The sequence below is a fragment of the Thiohalobacter thiocyanaticus genome, assembly GCF_003932505.1.
Lineage (GTDB): Bacteria > Pseudomonadota > Gammaproteobacteria > Thiohalobacterales > Thiohalobacteraceae > Thiohalobacter > Thiohalobacter thiocyanaticus.
This window is the reverse complement of record NZ_QZMU01000001.1, coordinates 524,167-542,142: the sequence shown is the minus strand read 5'-3', so window position 1 is coordinate 542,142 and position 17,976 is coordinate 524,167. Positions and strand designations below refer to the sequence as shown.

General features: G+C 65.0%; 16 protein-coding genes. 14 read left to right on the top strand and 2 right to left on the bottom strand.

What is annotated here, in order from left to right; translation table 11 throughout:
- Positions 1 to 42 precede the first annotated feature (42 nt).
- On the bottom strand, positions 43 to 531 hold the full coding sequence (locus D6C00_RS02590; RefSeq protein ID WP_241546774.1) for a CDP-archaeol synthase: 489 nt from the start codon (positions 529 to 531) through the stop codon (positions 43 to 45).
- A gap of 237 nt (positions 532 to 768) precedes the next feature.
- Here D6C00_RS02590 and D6C00_RS02585 point away from each other — a divergent pair, with 237 nt between their 5' ends.
- The 14 genes from D6C00_RS02585 (at position 769) to D6C00_RS02520 (ending at position 16,180) form a co-directional block, all read left to right on the top strand.
- Positions 769 to 1,146 carry a DUF2892 domain-containing protein gene (locus D6C00_RS02585; RefSeq protein WP_125180179.1) on the top strand — a complete coding sequence of 126 codons (378 nt, stop codon included), beginning with the start codon at positions 769 to 771 and terminating at the stop codon, positions 1,144 to 1,146.
- On the top strand, positions 1,143 to 3,518 hold the full coding sequence (locus tag D6C00_RS02580; protein WP_125180178.1) for an EAL domain-containing protein: 2,376 nt from the start codon (positions 1,143 to 1,145) through the stop codon (positions 3,516 to 3,518). Before D6C00_RS02585 ends, D6C00_RS02580 begins: the two co-directional genes overlap by 4 nt.
- Positions 3,519 to 3,611: 93 nt before the next feature.
- On the top strand, positions 3,612 to 5,321 hold the full coding sequence (locus D6C00_RS02575; protein WP_125180177.1) for an HDOD domain-containing protein: 1,710 nt from the start codon (positions 3,612 to 3,614) through the stop codon (positions 5,319 to 5,321).
- Complete coding sequence (locus tag D6C00_RS02570) at positions 5,318 to 5,746, top strand: ATP-binding protein (protein ID WP_125180176.1); 429 nt, start codon at positions 5,318 to 5,320, stop codon at positions 5,744 to 5,746. Before D6C00_RS02575 ends, D6C00_RS02570 begins: the two co-directional genes overlap by 4 nt.
- Positions 5,743 to 6,072, top strand: a complete 330-nt coding sequence (locus D6C00_RS02565) for an STAS domain-containing protein (RefSeq protein WP_125180175.1) — start codon at positions 5,743 to 5,745, stop codon at positions 6,070 to 6,072. Before D6C00_RS02570 ends, D6C00_RS02565 begins: the two co-directional genes overlap by 4 nt.
- Positions 6,073 to 6,289: 217 nt before the next feature.
- Positions 6,290 to 7,078, top strand: a complete 789-nt coding sequence (locus tag D6C00_RS02560; RefSeq protein ID WP_125180174.1) for an MlaE family ABC transporter permease — start codon at positions 6,290 to 6,292, stop codon at positions 7,076 to 7,078.
- 16 nt (positions 7,079 to 7,094) lie between these two features.
- Positions 7,095 to 7,910, top strand: a complete 816-nt coding sequence (locus D6C00_RS02555) for an ABC transporter ATP-binding protein (RefSeq protein WP_206609484.1) — start codon at positions 7,095 to 7,097, stop codon at positions 7,908 to 7,910.
- An 18-nt stretch (positions 7,911 to 7,928) separates the two neighbouring features.
- The gene (locus D6C00_RS02550) at positions 7,929 to 8,864 is read left to right on the top strand and encodes an MlaD family protein (protein WP_125180172.1); all 936 of its coding nucleotides are present in this window, start codon (positions 7,929 to 7,931) and stop codon (positions 8,862 to 8,864) included.
- A 2-nt stretch (positions 8,865 to 8,866) separates the two neighbouring features.
- Positions 8,867 to 9,481: an ABC-type transport auxiliary lipoprotein family protein gene (locus D6C00_RS02545; RefSeq protein ID WP_125180171.1), complete on the top strand. Its 615-nt coding sequence runs from the start codon at positions 8,867 to 8,869 to the stop codon at positions 9,479 to 9,481.
- Positions 9,482 to 10,079: 598 nt separating this feature from the next.
- Positions 10,080 to 11,003, top strand: coding sequence for an AEC family transporter (locus D6C00_RS02540; protein WP_125180170.1), 924 nt, complete (start codon positions 10,080 to 10,082; stop codon positions 11,001 to 11,003).
- 125 nt (positions 11,004 to 11,128) lie between these two features.
- Positions 11,129 to 13,327: a GTP diphosphokinase gene (relA, locus tag D6C00_RS02535; protein WP_125180169.1), complete on the top strand. Its 2,199-nt coding sequence runs from the start codon at positions 11,129 to 11,131 to the stop codon at positions 13,325 to 13,327.
- A 103-nt stretch (positions 13,328 to 13,430) separates the two neighbouring features.
- Entirely contained in the window at positions 13,431 to 13,811 is a 381-nt protein-coding gene (locus D6C00_RS02530) for a YgaP family membrane protein (protein ID WP_158675261.1), read from the top strand.
- A gap of 154 nt (positions 13,812 to 13,965) precedes the next feature.
- On the top strand, positions 13,966 to 15,834 hold the full coding sequence (locus tag D6C00_RS02525; RefSeq protein WP_158675260.1) for an ATP-binding response regulator: 1,869 nt from the start codon (positions 13,966 to 13,968) through the stop codon (positions 15,832 to 15,834).
- Positions 15,812 to 16,180, top strand: coding sequence for a response regulator (locus D6C00_RS02520; RefSeq protein WP_125180166.1), 369 nt, complete (start codon positions 15,812 to 15,814; stop codon positions 16,178 to 16,180). Before D6C00_RS02525 ends, D6C00_RS02520 begins: the two co-directional genes overlap by 23 nt.
- A gap of 46 nt (positions 16,181 to 16,226) precedes the next feature.
- Here the strand turns inward: D6C00_RS02520 and D6C00_RS02515 are convergent, their stop codons facing one another.
- Positions 16,227 to 17,954, bottom strand: coding sequence for a chloride channel protein (locus tag D6C00_RS02515; protein WP_125180165.1), 1,728 nt, complete (start codon positions 17,952 to 17,954; stop codon positions 16,227 to 16,229).
- Positions 17,955 to 17,976 lie beyond the last annotated feature (22 nt).

Sequence of the window (17,976 nt, the reverse complement as noted above, 5' to 3'; positions counted from 1 at the left end):
ACCCGACCTGCCCACTCCTCACTCCTCACTCCTCACTCCTCACTAATACGGCCGCTTACGGATGCGCAGCCGGTAGAGCAGTTTCGACAACAGCAGTTCGAGTACGAGAAAGGCCACGACCAGCCCGATAAGGGTCAGCCCATCCAGTTCCCGCCAGTAACTCACCAGCAGCAGCGGCAGCAGGACCTCGGGGATCTGGTCCAGCCCCAGGGCCTGGCTGCTCGGCGGTCGCCCGAGCCGGCGCTTGAGAAAACTCGACAGGCTGTCGCCGGCCATGGCGCCGGCGGCGATCAGTCCGCCCAGCCAGGCGGTTTCCCCCAGCGCCAGGGCGGCGACGGGGGTCAGCAGCAAAGCGCTGAGGACGCCGCGCAGGGTCTTGGATTTGCCCAGCAGTCGCTGGCCGTCGGATAGCACCAGGCCGCCGTCGAGTGGCCAGCCAAGGCGCCGGTCCAGCAGTCGCTGGGCCAGGATTGGCGCGCCGTTGGCCACTATCAGCAGCAGCAGCAGGATAAGGGGGTGGGGAAGGATCAAGGCTTTTATAATTTAAGTTATTGTAAACACATTTAAATTCAAGTCCGCTAACAGATTGTCGCTAACGGAGTAGGGATATTTGCCGGCGCCGCCGCCTCGGGGTGGGCGGGAGCGCAGGTCTGGGCGATCTTAGCCAGACCGGGCCGGGGCGACAAGCCACGTCCGTTTCCAGACCGGGAGGTGGGCCGTCACCGGATAACCTGTAGTGAAGAGTAGGCAGCAGTTGAGGGTGAGGTTATGAGTGAGCGGCATTTCCGGATAGTACTGGGCCTGTGGCTGGTGGGTGCCCTGTACCTGAACTCGGTTCCGCTGGTGCAGGCGTTGCTGGTGCTGCTGCTGTTCGAGGGGATCACCAACCTGCGGATACCACGCCTGCTCACCCGACTGCGCCCCGTGGCCGCCGATGTCGAGATACAGCCGGCTGCGGCTCGGTTCAGTTTCGAGGCCGAGCGCATGCTGCGGCTGATTGTGGCCGCATTGGTGGCTTTGCCGATGCTGGAGTCGGCCCAAGCGCTCTGGTGGCTGCCCTGGGTGGTGGGCTTTGCCCTTATCGGCGCCGGTCTGAGCGGCATCTGTCCCATGGTCATGGCACTGCGCCGGGTCGGTCTCAGATGAACAGTCCGCAGAATCTGACCTCGCCGCTGTCCAGCAAGGTCACCGTCATCGTCTTCTGGGGACTGGTGGTGATCGGGCTGGTCTTCGCGGGTCTGTTTCTGCACGACAAGGAATCCGCCACCCGCGAATGGCGCGAACTGCTCAGCGACAGCCTGGCCCACCGGCTGGAAGCACTGCAGGTCGGGGAGGACGGCCTGAAGCCCGCCAAGTTGAATGCCCTGTTCAATCCGGGTCAGGGGATCTATCCGCCGCTGTATTTCGAGGCGGCTGAGGCGGGTGGACTGAATGTCTGGATCGATCAGGGAACCGGCAGCGGGGGCGAGCTCCAGGTCCATCGTCGCCGGCTGTATCTGCACAATGCCTCCGGTGGAGCCGACACGACGGAACTGCGCCTGCACTTTCCCGATCTGGCTGCGGTGGTGCACCAGGAGCGCAGCCGGCTGCTGCTGGGGCTGGGCGTGATACTGCTGCTGCTGGGGGTCGGTCTCAAGCTGGTCCTGGAACGCATGCTGACCCGGCCCATGACCCGGATGGCGGAGTCGGCCCGGGCCATCTCGGCCGGGGATACCAGTGTCAGCTTCGACGAGTCGCGTCATGACGAGCTGGGTTATCTCGGCGGCTTCGTCAACGAGGCCATCCGCCGGCTGATCGCCTCAGAAAACGAGGCCCGGCGTTCGCGTGAGCTGGCCGAGGTCACGCTGCATTCCATCGCCGACGCCGTGGTGACCACGGATGAGCAGGGGCGGATCACCTACATGAATCCCGCGGCGCGGAAGTTGACCGGCATTGCTCCCGGCTACGGCGAGCAGCAACCGATCGGTGAGGTGATGCGACTGGCGCACGAAGACGACGGCACCTTTATCGCGGATCCGGTCAGCCAGTGCATCGATACCAACCAGGTCGTCGACATGCAGCAGCACTGTGTGCTGATCCGGCGCGACGGCATGCCAGTGCCGGTCGACCCCGCCGTCGCGCCCATCCGCGACCACGACGGCCGGGTTCGCGGCGCGGTCATGATCATGCATGACATGAGCGAGGCGCGCGCCCTGCAGCACGAACTGAGCTATCAGGCCAGTCACGATCCCCTGACCGGTCTGTACAATCGGCGCGAACTGGATCATGAACTGCAACGGCTGCTGGAACGCTCGACCCGGGATGGTCATGAACATACCCTGTGTTATCTCGACCTGGATCAGTTCAAGGTCGTCAACGATACCTGCGGGCATGCCGCCGGCGACCTGCTGCTGCGTAATCTGACCGCGCGGCTGGAGGGGGCCATGCGCAAGTCAGACGTACTGGCCCGGCTGGGCGGGGACGAGTTCGGACTGCTGCTGTATCACTGCCCGCTGGAACTGGCGCTGCAGACGGCCGAGAAGGTCCGCACCCTGGTCAACGAATTCCGCTTTGTCTGGGAGGGGCGTTCCTTCCAGATCGGGGTGAGCATCGGTCTGGCCCCGGTGCAGGCAGGGGTCTCCAGTGCCGCCGAAGTACTGGCCGCGGCCGATATGGCCTGTTACGCCGCCAAGGAGGACGGGCGCAATCGCATCCATGTCTATCGCCCGGATGACGAGGAACTGCACCGGCGCAAGGAGGAAATGCACATGATCGCCGCCGTGCGCCGGGCCCTGGAGGAAGACGGGCTGGAACTGTTTGCCCAGCCCATCCTGCCGGTCGCCAGCGGCTCTGAGCTGAAGCGTTACGAAATCCTGGTGCGCATGCGCGACGGGCAGGGAGGACATATTCCACCGGGGGCCTTCCTGCCGGCGCTGGAACGGTACCAGCTCATGGCCGCGCTGGATCGCTGGGTGGTCCGTGAAGCGGTGGATGTCCTGCAGACGCAGTTGCAGGCAGGGCGGCGGCTGGCGCTGTCGATCAACCTGTCCGGCCAGTCCATCAATGAGGATGCCTTTCTCGATTTCCTCAGTGAGCAGGTCGCCCGCCTGGAGGGCGAGAGCTCGCTGTTGTGCTTCGAGATCACCGAGACCGCGGTGGTGAACAACCTGGATCGCGCGCTGCGGTTGATCGAGACGCTGCGGGCACAGGGCTGCAAGTTCGCATTGGATGATTTCGGTACCGGGGTGAGTACCTTCTCCTACCTGAAGAACCTGCCGGTGAATTATGTCAAGATAGACGGGGCCTTCATCAGCAATATCCTGTCGAGCGAGGTCGACCAGGCCATGGTCAGGGCCATTGTGGATGTGGCGCGAGTGATCGGCATGCGTACCATCGCCGAGTTCGTCGAAAGCGAGGCCGTGCATGAACGGCTGCGGGAACTGGGCGTGGATTACGGCCAGGGCTACTGGTACGGTCGACCCGGGCCTGTGCAGACGCTGTTTGCGCCGGCCGGCCGCGCGGGAGGGTTCGACCGATGACACAAAATTAGAATGTAACGGGCCGTGCGGCTGGATGTTTATTGAGGTTTCCTACGGGACAACATACTGAAACGCACGGAATGGGAAGCAGGGATGAACAGTGAGCCTGTGACGGCACTACAACTGGAACGGATCCGGCCTTCCGATCTGCCCGCCCCGCCGCGCGAGGCGCTGCAGGTGGTGCAGGCGTGCAGCGATCCGGCCATCGACAATCCGCAGCTGGCCGAGCTGATCGAGCGTCTGCCCAAGCTGAGCGCCGAGCTGCTGCGTCTGTCCAACTCCTCCTTCTTCGCCCTGCGCAGCCAGGTCAAGAGCATTGCCCATGCCGTCTCCCTCCTGGGGCATCGCAACCTGCGCAACCTGTCACTGTGCCTGGCCATGCGCGATGCGGTACGCGAGGACGCCATCCCGGGGCTGGACCTGGCGGCTTTCTGGGAGGATGCCCTGCGCCGCGGCGTCGCCGCCCGGCTGCTGGCCGCCGAGGTGGGCCTGGACGGCGACGAGGCCTTCACGGTCGGGTTGCTGCAGGACTTCGGTCTGCTCATCGGTTTCTATCTGCGTCCGGACCGCAGCCATGAATGGGCCTGTCTGCGTCCGCTCGATCCCGATGCAAGACTCCAGGCCGAACGCACCCTGTTCGGGATGACCCATGCCCAGATCGGCCAGGAACTTGCCCGGCAGTGGGCACTGCCCGATGACCTGGCCGAGGTCATCGGTCTGCATCATGCGCCGGTGATGACGGATCTGGAACCGCATGTGCAGTCGCTGTGCCGGCTGGCGCAGAGCGCCGACTGGCTGGCCGCGGTCTATACCGCCGATGACAGCCGTGGTGTCATCCGCCGCTGCCGCGAGCTGCTGCTGGCCGGCTGGGGGCTGGATACCGCCGCCACCGATGCCCTGCTCGAACGCATCAATCAGGTCATGGCCGAGGCCGCCCAGGCCATGAACCTGCCGATCGAACACCAGACCGGCCTGGGCGAAATCATGCGCGCGGCCAATCTGCGCCTGGCCGAGGACAATCTCAGCTTCCAGGAAATGACCCTGGAGCTGGAACGCGCCCTGGACGAGCGCAACCGCTTCGCCGTGGAGCTGGAGCGGGAACTGACCCTGGCCCGCGAGGTGCAGTGCAGCCTGATGCCCCGGCGCGAGGTGCCACGGGGTCAGGTTATCGGCGTCAATCACTCCGCCCGCCGGTTATCCGGCGATTTCTATGACTATTTCCCGACACGCAACGAGCAGGTGTACTTCGCCATTGCCGATGTTTCCGGCAAGGGGATGAACGCCGCCCTGCTGATGGCCAAGGCCAGCAGCCTGTTCCACTGCCTGGGCAAGGTGGTGCTGGACCCCTCCGTGCTGCTGGCCACGCTCAACCGGGAGATCGCCGAAAGCACCATCCGCGGCATGTTCGTGACCATGATCATCGGCATTTACGATGTTCACAGTGGGCAGGGAAAACTGGCCAATGCCGGGCATCTGCCGGCCCTGCAGGCCGGGCCCGACGGGGCGCTGCGCGAATTTCCGGCCCAGGCCCCGCCGCTGGGGGTGCTGCCGGAGGGAAGGTTTCCCGCGGTGGAATTCGATCTCACTGCCGGCGAGCTGTATCTGTTCACCGACGGCCTGATCGAGGCCGAGGTCCAGGGCGCGCCGCTGGAACTTGAGGGCCTGGCCGCGCTGATCCGGCGCGAGCGCCATCTGGAACTGGAACAGCGTTTGCATCGGATCATGGGCGCGGTCATCCCTGCCAGCGGCAGTCCGCGTGACGATCTGACCCTGCTGGCCGTGGATCTGACGACATCAGAATGAATGAAGCGACCCGATTGCTGCGGATCGAGTTCGACGCCCTGCCCGAGCGGCTGCAGCTGCTGCGCTGTCTGCTGCGGGACCTGGCCGCGGGCGCCGGCTTCGCCCCGGAGCAGCGCGATGCCGTGGTGCTGGCGGTCAATGAGGCCTGCGCCAATGTCATCCAGCATGCCTACGCCGGGCGCGAGCCGGGGCCGGTGGTGCTGGAGGCCTACGCGCTGGAGGCGGGACTGGCGTTCGAGCTGACCGACTGGGGGCAGGGCGTGGCAATCGAGCAATTGCAGCCGCGGCCGCTGGAACAGCTGCGCCCGGGCGGGCTCGGGATGCACTTCATGCAGTGCGTCCTGGACGGCATGGAATACCGGCCCTCACCCGAGGGCAACCGCATGTGTATGCGGGTATACAGGGAATGTGGACAGGAAAGATGACGCACGCCGAGGTGAATCTGGACAAGGGCTATGCCGTGGTTTCGCTGCAGGGCGAGATCGACCTGTACAGTTCGCCGCAGGCGCGCGAGCTGATCCTCGGTTGTCTGGAGGAGGGCAAGCCCACACTGGTGGATCTGTCCGCCGTAAGCTACATCGACAGCTCCGGCGTGGCCAGCCTGGTCGAGGGCCTGCAGAAGGCGCGTGCGAACGGCCTGGCCTTTGCCCTGATCGGTGTCAGCGAGGCGGCCATGAATGTGCTGCGGCTGGCGCGGCTGGATACGGTGTTCAGCATCTACTCCGGCATCGACGCCTGTCCGGCGGTGTAGTTGGGATGTTGGTGGAAAATGTCAGTCCTGTAGGTCGGATTAGCCCGAAGGGCGTAATCCGACGCCGGTCCGTGTCGGGTTACGCTGCGCTAACCCGACCTACGCTTTCTTCCGTCATTGCGAGCGAAGCGCGGCAATCTCGTAATGCGGAATCAGCCGGTAGGAGATTGCCGCGGCGCTGCGCGCCTCGCAATGACGTGTTCATGAGAGATCTGTTGTGTATGCCCTGACCGAAAACCTGGGCCGGCGCGTAGCGCGCGGCATCGACGAGTTCGGCTATGCCGCCCTGCTGCTGGCCGAGAGCCTGTACTGGCTGGTGGCGGGGGTGCTGCGCGGCCAGCCGGTGCGGCTGCGCGCCGTGGTCACCGAGATGATGCGGATCGGCGTGGCGGCCATTCCCATCGTCGCCATCCTGGCCTTTGCCAACGGGGTGATGATGGCCCTGCAGGGCGTCTACACCCTCAAGGACTTCGGCGCCGAGTCCCAGGTCATCCCGGGCCTGGCGCTGTCGATCACGCGCGAGTTCGGCGCCCTGATCGTTGGCATCGTGGTGGCGGGGCGCTCGGGTTCTGCCATCGCCGCGCGCATCGGTTCGATGCAGATGTCGCAGGAGATCGACGCCCTGCGGGTGCTGGGGGTGAACCCGGTGCGCTACCTGGTCGCGCCCATCCTGCTGGCGATGCTGGTGATGGTGCCGGCGCTGACCATCCTGGCCAACCTCATGGCCCTGACCGGCGGCGGGCTGCTGTGCGTGCTCAAGCTGCACTTCAGCCTGGCCAGTTACTGGGAGGCCGTGATCGCCTACCTGGAGGTGGCCGATGTCATGCAGGGCCTGGTCAAGAGCCTGGTGTTCGCCGTGCTGATCGCGCTGGTGGGCTGCACCAACGGCTTCATGGCACGGGGCGGGGCGGATGGCATCGGCCATTCGACCACCCGCTCGGTGGTTCTGTGCATCGCCGCCATCGTCATTGCCGACATGCTCTTCACCCTGTTTCTGAGCCGCTGACATGGGAGCGGCGGCGATGTCGGGCACACGCGAACGCATCGAACCGGGGCAGCCGGTGGTCGAGGTGGAGGGGCTCGGTGCCCGCTACGGTGAGCAGACCGTGCTGGAGGATATCGACCTGACCATCCGCGCCGGCGAGATTCACGTGATCATGGGCGGCAGTGGCTCGGGCAAATCCACCCTGCTGCGCCACCTGCTGGGTCTGAATCAACCGGTGGCCGGGCAGGTGCGCCTGTTCGGTCAGGACATCGCCCGGCTCGGCGAGCGCGAGATGCTGGCCCTGCGCCGTCGCATCGGCGTGTCCTTCCAGGGCGGGGCCCTGTTCAGTTCCATGACGGTAGAGGACAACGTCGCCTTTCCGCTGCGCGAACACACCCGGCTGGACGAGAACACCATCCGCATCATGACCCGCATGAAGCTGGAGGTGGTCAACCTGGCCGGCTTCGAGGATCTGCTGCCCAACCAGCTCTCAGGCGGCATGGTCAAGCGCGCGGCGCTGGCCCGGGCCATCGTCATGGACCCGGAGCTGCTGTTCTTCGACGAGCCCTCGGCCGGACTGGACCCGGTGGTCTCGGCCGAACTCGACGAGCTGATCATCCGCCTGCGCGACATCATGAAGATCACCGTCGTGGTGGTCACGCATGAGCTGGAGAGTGCGTTCAAGATCGCCGACCGCATCACGGTGCTGGATCGCGGCCGGATTCTCATGACCGATACCACCGGGGCGGTGCGTGCCACCGCCCACACCCGGGTCCAGGCCCTGCTGCAGCGCCGTCCCGAGGCGCTGCAGCTGGACGCCGAGGATTATCTGCAACGACTGACCAGATCTTAGGATGCCGGTTGATAAAGAATGCGTAGAGACAATATCAATTATTTCCTGGTGGGGTTGTTCACCCTGATCAGCCTGGCGGTGCTGCTGGCGGCGCTGTACAAGATCACCGGCCGGGTCGGCCAGGCCGAGCCCTATCATGTCCATTTCGACAACATCGCCGGGCTGGGCAAGGGCACCCATGTCACCTACGAGGGCTACCAGGTCGGTTATGTCGAGCGGCTGGTGCCGGAGCAGACCGGACAGGGTACCCGCTACCGGGTGGAGCTCCTGATCCGCCGCGACTGGCAGATCCCCGAAGACAGCCAGGCCCGGATCCATGCCACCGGCCTGCTGGGCGATACCGTGATCGAGATCGCGGAGGGAGCGAGCACCCGCTACCTGGAACCGGGCGCGGCCATCGCCGGCGCCCCGGCGGAGGATGTGTTCGCCGTGCTCAACCAGGTGGCCGCCGAGGTCGGCGGGCTGACCCGCGACAGCCTGCGGCCGCTGCTGGACAATCTGAACACCCAGGTCAGCGGCATCGGCGGCGAGGTGCAGGCCCGGCTGCCGGACATCCTCGGCGGGCTGGAGTCCATGGTCGGCCGGCTGGACAACAGCGCCGCGCGGCTGGAATCCATGCTGGATGAGGAGACCGAGACGCGGGTGGACAGCATCCTGGTCAACGTCGATGATATGAGCCGCGACCTGGCCGGACTGAGTCGCGGCCTGCAGGCCTCGCAGCAGGCGCTGGATGCGCTGCTCGATGATGCCCACGCGATGGTGCGCGACAACGATGCCGATGTGCGGCGCAGCGTGGTGGGCCTGCGCCGTTCGGTGGAGGCCTCGGCCCGCGCCATCGATGCCATCTTGCACGACCTGCGCCAGGCCAGCCGCAACATGAACGAGTTCAGCCGCCAGATCCGCGGCAATCCGGGCCTGCTGATCCGGGGTCGGCCGCAGACGGACGAGGAGTAGGGATGCGCAGCATAGTTACAGTGTTCAGTCTGGTTATGGCGCTGCTGGCCGGTGGCTGCGCCGGTCCCGCCGCCGTGCCCGAGGACAGTTACTACAGACTGGCCCGGGCCGAACCCGCATCCCGCCTGAACCGGCCGTTGCTGACCGGCGGCCTGGTGGTCGCCGTGGTGGAGACGCCGGCTCTGTACCAGGACCGTGCCATCGTCTATCGCACGGCTGAGCAGCCGCTGCAGCTGCGGCGCCATCACTATCATTACTGGAGCGAGAGCCCGCCGCGGTTGTTGCAGGCCTATCTGGTCGACTATCTCACGGCCACCGGCCTGGCTGACCGGGTGCTGGAGGAGGACTATGCCGGCGCGGCACGGTACCGGCTGCATACCCGGCTCGAGCGCTTCGACCAGATCCGGGGAGCGCAGGGCGCCGGCGTGGAGGTGGCACTGGCGTTCGAACTGCACGACCGCGACACGGGCGAGCGCCTGGCCGTGAGCGAGCTGAGCCGGACCCTGTCCGTCGATACGGGAGATGCTTCCATGCACACCACGGTGGAACTGTTTCACAGCGCATTGGAACAGATGAGTGCGGAGTGGCTGCAGCGGCTGGCCGACGCGCGCCCCTGAGCACGGCATGCCAGAAAACCACTGATTAACCTGGCAGTTGCATAAAAAATCACTTCCGATCACGCGAAGTTCTGTATTTTCAGGGTGAAGCTTGCGTGACAGTCCAGTGGCTGGAGTTCAGCAGACAGCCAGGGCTTGTTTTCCGTCATTCCGGCGAAGGCCGGAATCCAGATACCGCCGTGGTCCCTGGATCCCGGCCTTCGCCGGGATGACGATGGCGGCTATGACAACCGCAATATATGCACTGATTGGGTTACTAATGAGAACGTAAGTTAGATGACACTCAGGGCTTCAAGCCGCGTCTGCATCAAGGCGCGGTGCGCCGGGAATGGCCTGGCCCTTGCCAAGCGCCGCAACGCCGAGGCGGACGCGGCTTGAAGCCCCTAACGATCTGATTTTACGAAGGACAGGCCGTTGTGTGCTCACGTAGGCCTGTGTTATCGAAGCTTGCTGTAGGAGTGCTACAGCGGCGCTTCGCTGCCTTGGCCTACGTGAGCGCACAACGGCTGAGTGTCGTCTAACTTACGTTCTCATTAGTAATTCAAATAATCCTGCCATTCCCTCAATGACGAGTTAATCAGAGACGCCTCGGTCAATTATGCTGCAGACCATCCTGGAGATGTTCGTGATCGTCGCCCTGGGTGTGGTGGTGCGCCACATCGGGCTGGGCGGCCTGCCGCCGGAGCAACTGCGCCGCGGCATCACTGATGTGGTGTTCTACGTTCTGCTGCCGGCGCTGGTGCTGCTGACCCTGTGGCAGGCCGAGCTGGGCTGGTCCACCTTCAAGATCTCGGCCCTGGCGATCACCGGTGTGGTCTCGGCGCTGGCGCTGAGCCGCCTGTTGTGCCGGCTGTGCGGCCTGTCGCGCCGCAAGAGCGCGGCCCTGATGCTGGCTGCCGCCTTTCCCAATGTCACCTACCTCGGCCTGCCGGTGCTGGAAAACACCTTCGGTCCCCAGGCCCGCAGCATCGCCATCCAGTATGACCTGTTCGCCTGCACACCACTGCTGCTGACGCTCGGTATCCTGGTTGCCCAGCGCTACGGCGACCGCGGTCCCGACACCGGCATATTCACCCGCCTGCTGAAGGTGCCGCCCTTGTGGGCGGCGCTGATCGCGGTGGGGCTGAATCTCGCCGCCGTGCCGGTCCCGGCCATGCTCGACTCGGTGCTCGCCAGCCTGGCCAGCGCGGTGGTGCCGCTGATGCTGCTGGCCCTGGGCATGGGCCTGTTCTGGCCCGCCCGCGGCCAGTTGGAGGTCGTCGCCCTGGCCAATCCGGTGATCATCCAGCTGCTGCTGATGCCGCTGCTGGTCTGGGGTGGGGCGGGGCTGCTCGGTCTGGAGGGCTGGGTACGCACCGCCGTGGTGCTGGAGGCGGCCATGCCGAGCATGGTCATCGGCATCGTCCTGTGCGACCGCTACGGCCTGGACAGTGCCCTCTATGCCATGACTGTGACTGTTTCGACACTTTTGAGCCTGGTAACCCTGCCCCTGTGGTATCAGTGGGTGTCGTCCGGGTTCTGACGCCGCCGCCGCACCCCTCCTGCTTGACCGGGGAACGATTCTTTCCTTGAATAACTGTTAGAGCACCGGCATCTTGTCAGTATGAAAATGCGGGTCGTAGCATCTTTGGAGCCGTTTCAGCAGCCATGGTCAGCGTGAGTCAGTCGAGCATTCAGGCACCGCCGGGGCGGGAGGATCCCGACCTGGCGCAGTACCGTGCTGCCCTGGCGCAGGGTTTCGGCGAGGCCCAGCAGGCGCTGGTCGAACAGGCCGTGGATTTTGCCGCCCGCGCCCATGCCGGCCAGCGCCGGGCCTCGGGCGAGCCTTACCTGACCCATGTGCTGGCCGTGGCCGAGATCGTGCATCAGCTGGGACTGGACCATGAATCCGTCTGCGCGGCCATCCTGCACGACGCGGTCGAGGACACCCCGGTTACGCTGGTCGAGGTGCATAGCGGTTTCGGCCCGGACATCGCCCGCCTGGTCGACGGCGTGACCAAGATGGGGCAGATCAGCCGCTACCGCGATGCCGCGCAGAAGGCGCAGGAACATGCCGAAAGCCTGCGCAAGCTGCTGCTGGCCATGGCCGAGGATATCCGCGTCATCCTGATCAAGCTGGCTGACCGCCTGCACAACATGCGCACCCTGCGGCATCTGGATGCGCCGAGTCAGCGGCGCATCGCCCGCGAGACGCTGGAACTCTATGCGCCGCTGGCCAACCGCCTCGGCATCGGCCAGATCAAGTGGGAGCTGGAAGATCTTTCCCTGCGCTACCTGGAACCGGAAGTCTACAAGGATATCGCCACCTATCTGGACGAACGTCGCCTGGATCGGGAACGCTATATCGATCATGTGGTATCCAGCATCCGCAACGAGCTGCAGGCCGCCGGCGTCGCGGGCGATGTCAGCGGCCGGGTCAAGCACATCTACAGTATCTGGCGCAAAATGCAGCGCAAGAACGTCGGCTTCCACGAGATCTTCGATGTACGTGCCGTGCGTATCCTGGTCGAGCAGGTGGCGGACTGCTATGCCGCGCTCGGCGTGGTGCACAGTCTCTGGCACCATATCCCGCGCGAGTTCGACGACTACATCGCCAATCCCAAGGAGAACAATTACCGTTCCCTGCATACGGCGGTGGTCGGTCCCGGCGGGCGCACGCTCGAGATCCAGATCCGTACCCGCGAGATGCATGAGCATGCCGAACTCGGGGTGGCCGCGCACTGGCGCTACAAGGAAGGCGGGCGTTTCGACCAGAGCTTCGAGCAGAAGATCGCCTGGCTGCGTCAGCTCATCGAATGGCGCGACGAGGAATCCACCGCCAGCGACTTCGTCGACCGCTTCAAGTCCGAGACCGGCGACCGGGTCTATGTGCTCACCCCTCAGGGTCAGGTGGTCGACCTGCCGCAGGGGGCCACGCCGCTGGACTTCGCCTATCACATCCACACCGAGATCGGGCATCGCTGCCGCGGGGCTAAGATCGACGGCCAGATCGTGCCGCTGACCTACGAGCTGCACAACGGCGAGCAGGTTGAGATCCTCACCACCCGCAACGGCACCCCCAGCCGCGACTGGCTCAGCCCGCACCTGGGCTACCTCAAGTCCTCGCGGGCGCGGGCCAAGGTACGCCACTGGTTCCATCAGCAGGACCGGGACAAGAACCTCGCCGCCGGGCGCACGGCGCTGGAACGCGAGCTGGACCGACTGGGCCTGGACAACATGAACTGGGAGGAGCTGGCCAGGCGTTTGCGTTTCGACAATCTGCAGGACCTGCTGGTGGCCATCGGCAAGGGCGATGTGGGCAGCACCCAGATCGTCAGCGCGGCCAATGAGCTCTTTACCCGGGAGGAAGCCGCCATTCCGCTCAGTCGCCCCAGCAACCGCGGCGACGAAGGCGGCGACGTGCGCATCCTCGGCGTGGGCAATCTGCTCACCCACATGGCCCGTTGCTGCCACCCGGTGCCACAGGATCCGATCGTGGGCTACATCACCCGCGGCCGGGGTGTGACCATCCACCGTCGTGACTGCCCCAACGTGCTGCGCCTGTACCAGAAGGAGCATGAACGCCTGATCGAGGTCAGCTGGGGCGGCACCCAGCAGCGGGTCTATCCGGTCGATATCCAGATCCTGGCCTACGACCGGTCCGGGCTGCTGCGCGACATCACCTCGGTGCTGGCCACCGAGAAGATCAACGTGCTCGGGGTCAATACCGTCACCGACAAGCACGACCATGCCGCCAATATGAAATTAAGCATTGAAATCAGTGATCTGGAAGAGCTCAGCCGGGTTCTCACCCGGATCGGCCAGCTGCCCAACGTGATCGGGGCCCGCCGCCAGCTGCAGCACTGAATCGCCTGTCCCGAGGGTCAAGGCCTCTCCGCTCGCGCCGTTATAGAAACAAATGGCAGTCCCTGTCAGGGCTGTGAAACAAAGACGGCATACGAGCGAAATCATGAGTGAGCGAGCCTACCGATTCATCCTCGGTACGACACTGATCGTGCTGTTGTATCTGCAGGCACCCATTCCGATCTATATCTACATGGGTGTGCTGCTGTTCGAGGGTGTGACCAACTGGCGTATTCCCATCATCGTGTCCCGGCTGCGCTACGGTGCCGACTACCACGATCCGTTCATGGGTCATTGTCCGCGCTTCGGCTTCGATGCCGAGCGGATGCTGCGGCTGATCGTGTTCGTGCTGCTGCTGATCAGTTATATCGGCCTGCCCGAAGTCGCCTGGTTCTTTCCCTGGTTCATCGGTTTCATGCTGTTCATGGCCGGCATGACCAATATCTGTCCCATGGTGATGGGGCTGCGCTGGCTGGGGTTTCGTTAGTTGTATCAGGAGTGGATTCCGTTACCCGAAACGCCGGTTCGGGATGCGCTGCGAATACATCCATGTACGCTCGACGGCCGCGTCCATGCGGCCGACGATCCCGAACTGGCGTTTCGGGTAACCTGCAAACCTGCTGCTCAGGATGGAACGCCGGATGGTGAATGAAGTCATTGTCTCTGACGACTGGACCCGCAACTGGCAGGCCAGCATCGCGGTCAAGATCACCGCCCTGGTGATGTGGGTGATCATCGTGGCGGTGTTCATCGTCGCGACCTGGCTGCTGCGTGACATGGAATCCCGCCTGCAGGCGGACTTCGAGGCCGGGGCCGACCGCATCGCCTACCAGGTGGCCAGTCTGGTCGAGGCCGGCGCGGCCGGCGAGACTGCCGACCTGACCGCGCGCATGGCCGAATTGCAGCAGGGCAGCGGTTTCTCCGCCATCGGGCTGAGTCTCGGCCAGCAGGATTTCCTGGTCGGTGATGCCGACGGACAGGATGTGATCGAGCGCCACCTGCCCACGGCGCTGGCCCCGGGCCAGGACATCGACCTCGAGGTCTTCCACCCGAACCTCGACGAGCTGGTTGCGCAGCGTCGCAACCAGCTGGTGATCGGCATATTCGCCACCCTGCTGGTGTTCGGCCTGTTTCTGACCTGGTCCATCCGCACCATCGTGCACCGCCCCCTGCAGCAGCTGGTCAGTGCCACCCGCGCCGTCTCCGAGGGCCGCCGGGAGGTGCGCCTGGATATCTCGCGCGAGGACGAGTTCGGTTATCTGTCGAGGTTCTTCAACCAGATGCTGGACCGGTTGATGGCGCAGCAGCGCGAACTGGAGCAGGCCGCGGAAGAGGCGCGTTCGGTCAGCCGCGCCAAGAGTGCCTTTCTGGCCAACATGAGTCATGAACTGCGCACGCCGCTGAACGCCATCATCGGCTACAGCGAAATGCTGGAGGAGGAGGCCGGGGATATCGGGGCCAGGGAACTCACCCCCGATCTACACAAGATCAACTCCGCCGGCCGGCACCTGCTGTCCCTGATCAACGACGTGCTGGACCTGTCCAAGATCGAGGCGGGCAAGATCGAGATCAATCCGGTCATGTTCCAGCTCCGGGATCTGGTCAGCGACGTGGTTGACAACATCCAGCCGATGATGTTGCGCAACAACAACCATCTCCAGGTCGAGGTCCCCGACCCCCCCGGCCGGATGTTCTCGGACGAGACCAAGCTGCGCCAGGTGCTGATGAACCTGCTCAGCAACGCGGCCAAGTTCACCGAGGACGGCAAGGTCCGGCTGCAGCTCTCCCGGCGTCGGGAGAGGGGCGAGGACTGGGTACAGTTCGTAGTCGAGGATACCGGTATCGGCATCGCACCGGAGAAACTCGGCCGCCTGTTCCAGGAATTCTCGCAGGTCGACTCCTCCAGCACCCGCAAGTACGGGGGCACCGGCCTGGGCCTGGCGATCAGCCGCCGCTTCTGTGAAAAGCTGGGCGGACGCATCGAGGTCGACAGTGAACCGGGCAGCGGCAGCCGCTTCACCATCCACCTGCCGGCCGATTTCGGCCAGCTGCTTCCGGAGCCGGCCTCCCGGACGACGGTGCCGGCGACCCGTGACCGGGTTGGGGATACCGCTGGCCCGGGGAACGCGGGCAAGGCGCTCATTGTGGATGACAATGCCTCCAGCCGTGACCTGATCAGCCGGACCCTGCAAGCCGAAGGGATCGAGGTCATCGAGGCCCGTGACGGCCGGGAGGCGATCGCGCTGCTGGAGTCGCAGCGCCCGCACCTGATCTGCACCGATCTCATCCTCCCCAACATGAACGGCTTTGACTTCATCAAATGGTTGCGCGCCAATCCCCTGACCACGGAGCTGCCGCTGGTGGTCGTCTCGGCCATGGACATCAATCCGGCCGACCGCCGGGAGCTGGAACTGCAGCGTGCGCGGATCGTGCCCAAGGGGGTCAACCTCAGACAGCAGCTGGTGTCGCTGCTGCAGGAACTGGTCAATGGCGAGACTGCTGCTGGTTGAAGACAATGAGATGAACCGCGACATGCTCAGCCGCCGCCTGACCCGGCGCGGTCATGAGGTGCTGACGGCGGTCAGCGGTCATACCGGGGTGGCGCTGGCGGGAACGGAACAACCGGAACTGATCCTGATGGACCTGAGTCTGCCTGACCTCGATGGCTGGGAGGCGACCCGGGTCCTGAAAGGTGAGGACCGCACGGCCCATATCCCCATCGTGGTGCTGACCGCGCATGCCATGGCCGAGGATCGGGAGCGGGCCTTCGCCGCCGGCTGCGACGACTATGACACCAAGCCGGTGGATTTCGCCCGCCTGATGGAAAAGATCGAGCGGCTGCTGCAACCCGCCTGATCCCATCGCTCATGCCGCGTGTAGCAGCGGTGACCGTGCCCGGACTTCAGAGACGGTAGGTCTGCGCGATGCCCTCGGCGGTCAGTATCCCTTCCACCCGTTTCAGACCCGGTGCGGCATAACGCGTCACCAGCAGGGCCTCGGCTCCCGTCGCCTGCATTCTGGCATGGGCTTCCTGCAGGCTGGCCTGGCGGTCGACCCCGGTCGTCTGCAGACGGGTGCCCGGAATATCCATGAGGTCGAACTCCGTTGCTTCGGCGTCCCGGGCAACGGCCTGCACCAGATCCACGGCGGCCAGCAGCACATCGGCCTGTTCCGGCTCCCGGATCACGATCCACTGAAGATTGTCCTTGAGCTCCTCATCGAGCCGGGTGCGCTCGACCCGGCGTGGCAGTACGGTAAAGGCGGTCTGCATCGCGGCCGTCACCCCGACGCGTCGCAGCGACTGCTTGACCGGATCATTGCGGTAATCCATGCCCAGGTTGCGCAGCATGGTATGGAAGGCCGACTCACGCTGAGTGAACAGGCCGGCCGTGATGGTGGCGGAGACGACCGCGAGCATGCCGGGCAGGATGACGTCGGGTGATCGGGTCAGTTCCAGGATGGCGATCAGTCCCGCCAGCGGCGCCTGGAGGATCGCCGCCATCATCGCACCCATGCCGACCAGGACATAGAGGCCGAGGGAGTCCGGGGCACTGATTCCCGCATCCATGCCGAGCATGCCGAGCAGGCCGCCGCCCGCCGCACCGATCACCAGGGACGGACCGATCATGCCGCCGGGGATGCCGGCGCCGATGGTGAAGGTCGTGGCCAGCAGTTTCAGGATCAGGATCGATGTCAGTAACGTCAGGCCGTGGTGGCCATTGAAGGTGTCCGTGATGGTCTGGTCCCCGATGCCCATTACCTGGGGCACGACCATGCCCGCCAGACCGACGGCGCCGCCGGCGAGACTGAAGCGCAGCCAGACGGGCAGGGGGGCGTGCAGGCGGGTGAACAGTTGCAGCAGGACCAGGAAGGCCGCACCGATCATGCCGATCAGAATACCCACTATCATGATATACGGCAGCTCCGACAGGGAACCGAGGCTGATGGCCGGTACGCTGAAGGCGATCTGGTCTCCGAATACCAGGCGGCTGAGCATGGTGGCGCTGACGGTGGCGAGGATGACCGGGGTGAAGCCGGCAACGGTATATTCCAGCATCAGTACCTCCATGGCGAAGGCCACGCCGGCCAGCGGCGTGTTGAAGGAGGCCGCAATGCCGGCCGCGACCCCGCAGGCGGCGGTGACGCGCAGACTGTTGTTGGGCAGTTGCAGCCACTGGGCCGGCAGGTTGCTGCTGGCCGCGCCCAGGTGGGCACTGGGGCCCTCGCGCCCGATCGACTGACCGCTGATGATGGCGACCGCCCCGCCCAGAAACTGGGACAGGGCGTTGCGCCAGGGCATGCGCCCCTGGTGGTACTCGAGGCGTTCCAGCACGTGCAGGATGCCGACCCGGCGCGTGTCCTCGGACAGCCACTGAAACAGCAGGCCCAGACCGAGGCCGCCGAGCAGGGCGAGGTAGAGGCGGTGACTCGCAGCCAGCCCGGCGAAATGCCCGGCCCGGCCCGCGAGCAGTCCGGACTGAAGCCATTCGGCAAGCAGGCGGAAGGCGATGATGGTAAGACCTGCCAGCACCCCGGCGAGGATGCCGAGCAGCGCCAGCTGCGGAACGGCATCCGGACGCGCGACACTCAATCGGTAACGTTCAAGCTGTTTGCTGAGGATCGCTCGCATGCAGGCATTATGGCCGGGAAGT